Annotated in this window: 4 protein-coding genes and 1 tRNA gene; 1 reads left to right on the plus strand and 4 read right to left on the minus strand. The window is 69.8% G+C overall.

All coding sequences use genetic code 11. The features are described 5' to 3' along the window. Window positions 1–138: 138 nt before the first annotated feature. Window positions 139–224: transfer RNA gene (locus G6024_RS09185), tRNA-Ser, on the plus strand. 70 nt (window positions 225–294) lie between these two features. On the opposite strand, the gene G6024_RS09190 is transcribed toward G6024_RS09185, so the two are convergent. From G6024_RS09190 to G6024_RS09205, 4 genes are all read right to left on the minus strand, one after another. Then, window positions 295–504: a hypothetical protein gene (locus G6024_RS09190; protein ID WP_132062159.1), complete on the minus strand. Its 210-nt coding sequence runs from the start codon at window positions 502–504 to the stop codon at window positions 295–297. A gap of 102 nt (window positions 505–606) precedes the next feature. Beyond that, complete coding sequence (locus G6024_RS09195; protein WP_159148553.1) at window positions 607–1,533, minus strand: alpha/beta hydrolase family protein; 927 nt, start codon at window positions 1,531–1,533, stop codon at window positions 607–609. Window positions 1,534–1,789: 256 nt separating this feature from the next. Then, window positions 1,790–3,526: a bifunctional metallophosphatase/5'-nucleotidase gene (locus G6024_RS09200; protein ID WP_159148548.1), complete on the minus strand. Its 1,737-nt coding sequence runs from the start codon at window positions 3,524–3,526 to the stop codon at window positions 1,790–1,792. 122 nt (window positions 3,527–3,648) lie between these two features. Beyond that, on the minus strand, window positions 3,649–4,464 hold an 816-nt coding region (locus G6024_RS09205), incomplete at its 5' end, for a histidinol-phosphate transaminase (protein WP_159148549.1).

Here is a 4,464-nt window from a genome sequence, read left to right on the forward strand (position 1 = left end):
TCCTCCGACGGTAGCCGGGATGAGACCCGAGGGCAGGCGGGCTGGGTGCGTACGCCCGCGGTCCACTACGATGAACGGCGTCGTCAACGCGGGTTCCACGTGGAACCACGCGGTCGTGCGTGTCGCGGCAGGCGGCGGGGAAGTGTGGCAGAGCGGCCGAATGCACTCGCCTTGAAAGCGAGCGTGCCTAAACAGCACCGGGGGTTCAAATCCCTCCACTTCCGCCTTAGCTCAGAGAACTTCCAGTTCAGGGGCGTTTACGGAACCGGTATCTGGTCTCGTGTCACTGTCGTGTCAGAGGCCTCGATCTTCGAGCTCCCGGCGGCGGCGTTCGTTGTGCTCGATGCACCGACGCCTGTAGTTGCCGTAGTTCTCGAGAGCCCGCTCGTCGCATTCGACGCAGTTGGGGCGAGGGCCTAGCCAGAACCGCTGAGGGGTGCCAGCGGGGATGGGCGCTCCGCACCGCTGACAGGTGACGTCGTGCGTGGTCACTCGAACGGTCATCGGCAGAAGTTTACGCCGACCCGGGGCAGACGTCAGCCCCCGCCGCTCGGGCTGGTCACCGCACGGGGCCGAGATGCCGGGAATTCGTCACCGAGGGCCCGCTCAGGCGGTCGTCTCCTGCAGGTCCGCTGCCGCGACGTAGCGGATGATCTCGAGCACCCGCGGGTACGAGCGGGACTTTCCCGAGACGATCGAGACGTGGTCCTCACCCTCGAGCAGGACCAGTTTGGCGCGTCCTCCCCGGCGGGTGACCTCGTCGACGTAGCGCCGGGAGTTCTCCGCCGAGACGGTCGCGTCCCGGTTGCCGTGGATCGCGACGACCGGTGTGCCGGTGTCGATGTTCTGGATGGGGTCCACCGACGCGTACCGCCACGGGAACTCGGAGGGCGTCCCGCCGATCGCCGTGACGATCCTGTCGTCCCCGTGGTTCGCTGCATAGACCATGTCCAGTGGTCCGGCGATCGAGATCACGCGCGTGGGCCGGAACGCGGGCTCGGAGCCCACCTCGTCGTCCTCGAGCAGGTGGCGGGTGCCGCCCCACACGGCGAGTTGGGCGCCCGCGCTGTGGCCCACCACCACTTCGTCATCGGTCGTGATCTGGGGGAAGCGCCGGTCCACCTCGACCACGTGGTCGAGCGCGTCCGCGATGTCCCGGAAGGTGACGGGCCAGCCGCCGCCGGACCCGACCCGGCGGTACTCCACGTTGTAGACCGCCATTCCGCGGCTCGCCAATTCGCGCGCCAGGGGGTCGAAGATGTCCGCACCCAGCTGGTTCTGCCACGCCCCTCCGTGGATGAGGACCGCGAGCGGGATGGTGTCGACCTCCTGGGCCCCGGACGGCAGGTACAGGTCCGCCCAGTTCTGTTCGGGATCGGCGTCGGAATCCCGGGTCGGGTACTCGAAGCGCTGGACCGTGACCTCGTCCAGTCGGACGGTTCCCGCATAGGTCGGGTCCACCTGCGGAATGGCGGTCGTCGTCATGCAGCCGACAAGGGTGAGTGCGGCGCCCACCAGGGCCGCGCCACGCATGAGGACGTGCCCCGGTCCCACGACGGGTCTTCGCGACGACATGGCCACCACTTCCTCAGGAGTCGATAAGGCGGAGTACCTTTCTTCTCCTTGGGTGGGCACGGTGCACTGGGGCGGGGTCGTCCGGAATCGCGGAGAGTGAAGCTGATCTTACTCTTTGTCAGGCCCGCGGTGCTGAGATGTGCCCCCCGTGTCGGCCCCCGGCGTGCCGTGCCGAGCACGGCACGCGGCCAGCCGGTGCGACTGTCGGGTCGTGTCAGCCGACGACGCTGATCCGGCCGGTCTCGGGGGCGCTCAGCGGGCCCTCCTCGGCCACGTAGCGACGCAGTGCGTCGAGATCGGTCACCCCGGCCTCGCGGCGGTCGCCGCGTTCGGCCAGGACCGAGCCGTCCCACTCGGGGGAGGAGAGGAACTCGTTCACCACGACGGTGTACTCGCGCCGGGGGTCGACGGGCTCGTCGTTGACCACGATCTCCGACACCCGGGCTCCGGGCGGGCGGCGGAGGTCGACGGTAAAGCGCACGTTCGACGAGACCGCGGGGCCGTTGCGGCCGATGTCGTCGGCGAAGTGGTCGAAGGCCGCGCGGAGTTCCTCCCCGGTCACGGTGACCAGGTAGAGGCGATCCCCGTAGGGCTGCACGGTGTGCAGGTCGGCGTAGTCGAGGGGCCCGGCGGGGAGGTCGGTGCGCAGGGAGTCCGGGTTGGACAGGGCCAGCTCGGCGCCCCGACCCCGGGCGGCGTGAAGCTGGCCGTCCGCGATGAGATCCGCCAGTGGTGACTCGCCGTTCGCATCCATGGCCCGCTCGATGGTCTCGTCGGCGGTGCCGATGACCTCGCGGGCTTGCGGTGCCGCAGCGGCCTGGGCCTGGCGTACGAGCTCCTCGGTCCCGGCGTCGGGTTCTATGTCGAGGTTGACCGTCTGGTTGAACACCGACGTCTGGGGCCGGATCACGTCGCCAGTGGAGGGGTCGACCGCCAGGTCGACGACGGTGACGGACCGGCCGTGGGACGCGGGGGCCACGACGACGCGCTCGTCGTTGTCCGAGTCGAAGACACGGCAGGTGGCCGGGCCGCCGGAGGCTCCCACGATCAGGGCGTCCACGGCGGGGTTGAGCTGCTTGACCAGGTCCAACTCGGTGAGCTCGTCGGGGCAGGCCGCCGGATCGAGATTGTCGTGGACGGCGTCGGACTGGACCATGGCGACGATCGCCTCCACGCCCAGGAACCGCAGTGACTCCACGGTCTCGTCGATCGCGCGGAGGGGGTCGGTCAACCGCGTGGTCGTCTCCGGGACGGACGTCGACGGGGAAGTCACCGCCACGACCCCCACCCGGACGTCACCGACTCGGTGGATCGCGAAGGGGAAGGTGGGGGCCGAATCGGGCGACGGGATGGCGTTGGATGCCAGGAACGGGAACGCCGCCCCACGGAATGGCGGGAGCGGGGGATCGACGCGGCAATCCCGCTCGGTCGCGCACCCCGGCGTGACCAGGGATCGGACGTGGTCGGCGCCCTTCTCGAGTTCGCGTCGTCCCACGCCGGCCCCGTCCACACCGAGCCGGTTGAAGTACTCGATGGTCGCTCGGTCACCCAGCAACGCGGCCTCGGGGGCGGTCCCGCCGATCGAGTCGCCGGTGGCGAACAGCAGTGAATCCTCGGCCTGGTCGCGCAACTTTCCGACCGTGGCCGCGAGGTGTGGCCCGCCACCGGCGGGGCGGACGTTGCCCGAGCCGTCACGGAGCTCGCCCTGGAACCCCACGGGCCGGGACAGCGCACCGGAGAACTCCCCGATCCCCAGGATGCGGACCGACCGGGTCTCCGCCGCCGGGCTCCAGGGACTGCTGATCTGCGCGTCGGCACGCGGAGGGGAAGCGAGGGTTGCGACGAGGACCACGGCCGCGAACAGTGCGAAAGCGACCGGCCCGACGCGGCCCGTTATGGACGTGTGGATAGCTGCGGAGTTCACCTCGTGCCATGAACTCTTCTGCTGCACATCGTCTCCTAGGGGGGTGGGGGCTCGCACGTTCCGCGATCCGGGGATCGCGAGATCGTGACCTGCTCTCCCAAACCCGGCCCATGCTGCCCTCGCGATGTCACGGGACCCCGCCGGAAGCATTACGTTCTGGTCACGAAATGCCGGGCAGCAGTGAGGAATCGGTCGTTTTCCTCGGGATCCCCGATGGACACCCGCACTCCGTCGCCGGCGAAACACCGGGTGACGACCAGGTGCTCGCGGCAGTGGGCGTCGAAATCAGCCGCGGCGTCCCCGAGGGGTAGCCAGACGAAGTTCGCCTGGGTGTCCGGGACCGCGTGCCCCATGTCGAGCAGGGAAGCCCGTACGCGGGAGCGCTCGGCGACGACCGCGTCGGTGCGGGCCCGCAGTTCGTCCCCGGCCTCGAGGCAGGCGATTCCGGCGGCCTGCGCCAGGGAGCTCACCGAGAACGGGACGACCATCTTCGCCACCGGTACCACCAGTTCGGCGGGTCCGACGAGGTAGCCGACACGGAGGCCGGCCAGACCGTAGGCCTTGGAGAAGGTGCGCAGCGAGACCACGTTGGGCCGCGACATCGCCTCGGCGACGCCGTCCACCGGGTCCTCGGATCGCATGTACTCGTAGTAGGCCTCGTCCAGCGCCACGGTGACCCGTTCGGGGACGCGGTCGAGAAAAGCGAGGAGTTCGGCGCGGGTCACCGCCGGGCCGGTCGGGTTGTTGGGCGTGCAGACGAAGATCAGCCGGGTCCGGTCGGTGACGGTGGCGACGATCGCGTCGAGGTCCAGCGACCCGTCGTCCCGGTTGGGGACCGCGATCGGGACCGCGTGGGCGATGCGGGCGATGATCGGGTACGCCTCGAAGGAGCGCCAGCCGAAGACCACCTCGTCGCCCGGTGCACACACCGCCTGGACCAGTTGCTGGCACAGGGCGACCGAGCC

Origin of the sequence: Dietzia maris, from assembly GCF_014144855.1 — a bacterium.
GTDB classification, from domain to species: Bacteria; Actinomycetota; Actinomycetes; order Mycobacteriales; family Mycobacteriaceae; genus Dietzia; species Dietzia kunjamensis.

Bases quoted from the DNA above. Each gene is read 5' to 3' on its own strand.
- G6024_RS09190 (WP_132062159.1), bottom strand. From the start codon at position 504: ATGACCGTTCGAGTGACCACGCACGACGTCACCTGTCAGCGGTGCGGA.
- G6024_RS09195 (WP_159148553.1), bottom strand. From the start codon at position 1,533: ATGCGTGGCGCGGCCCTGGTGGGCGCCGCACTCACCCTTGTCGGCTGC.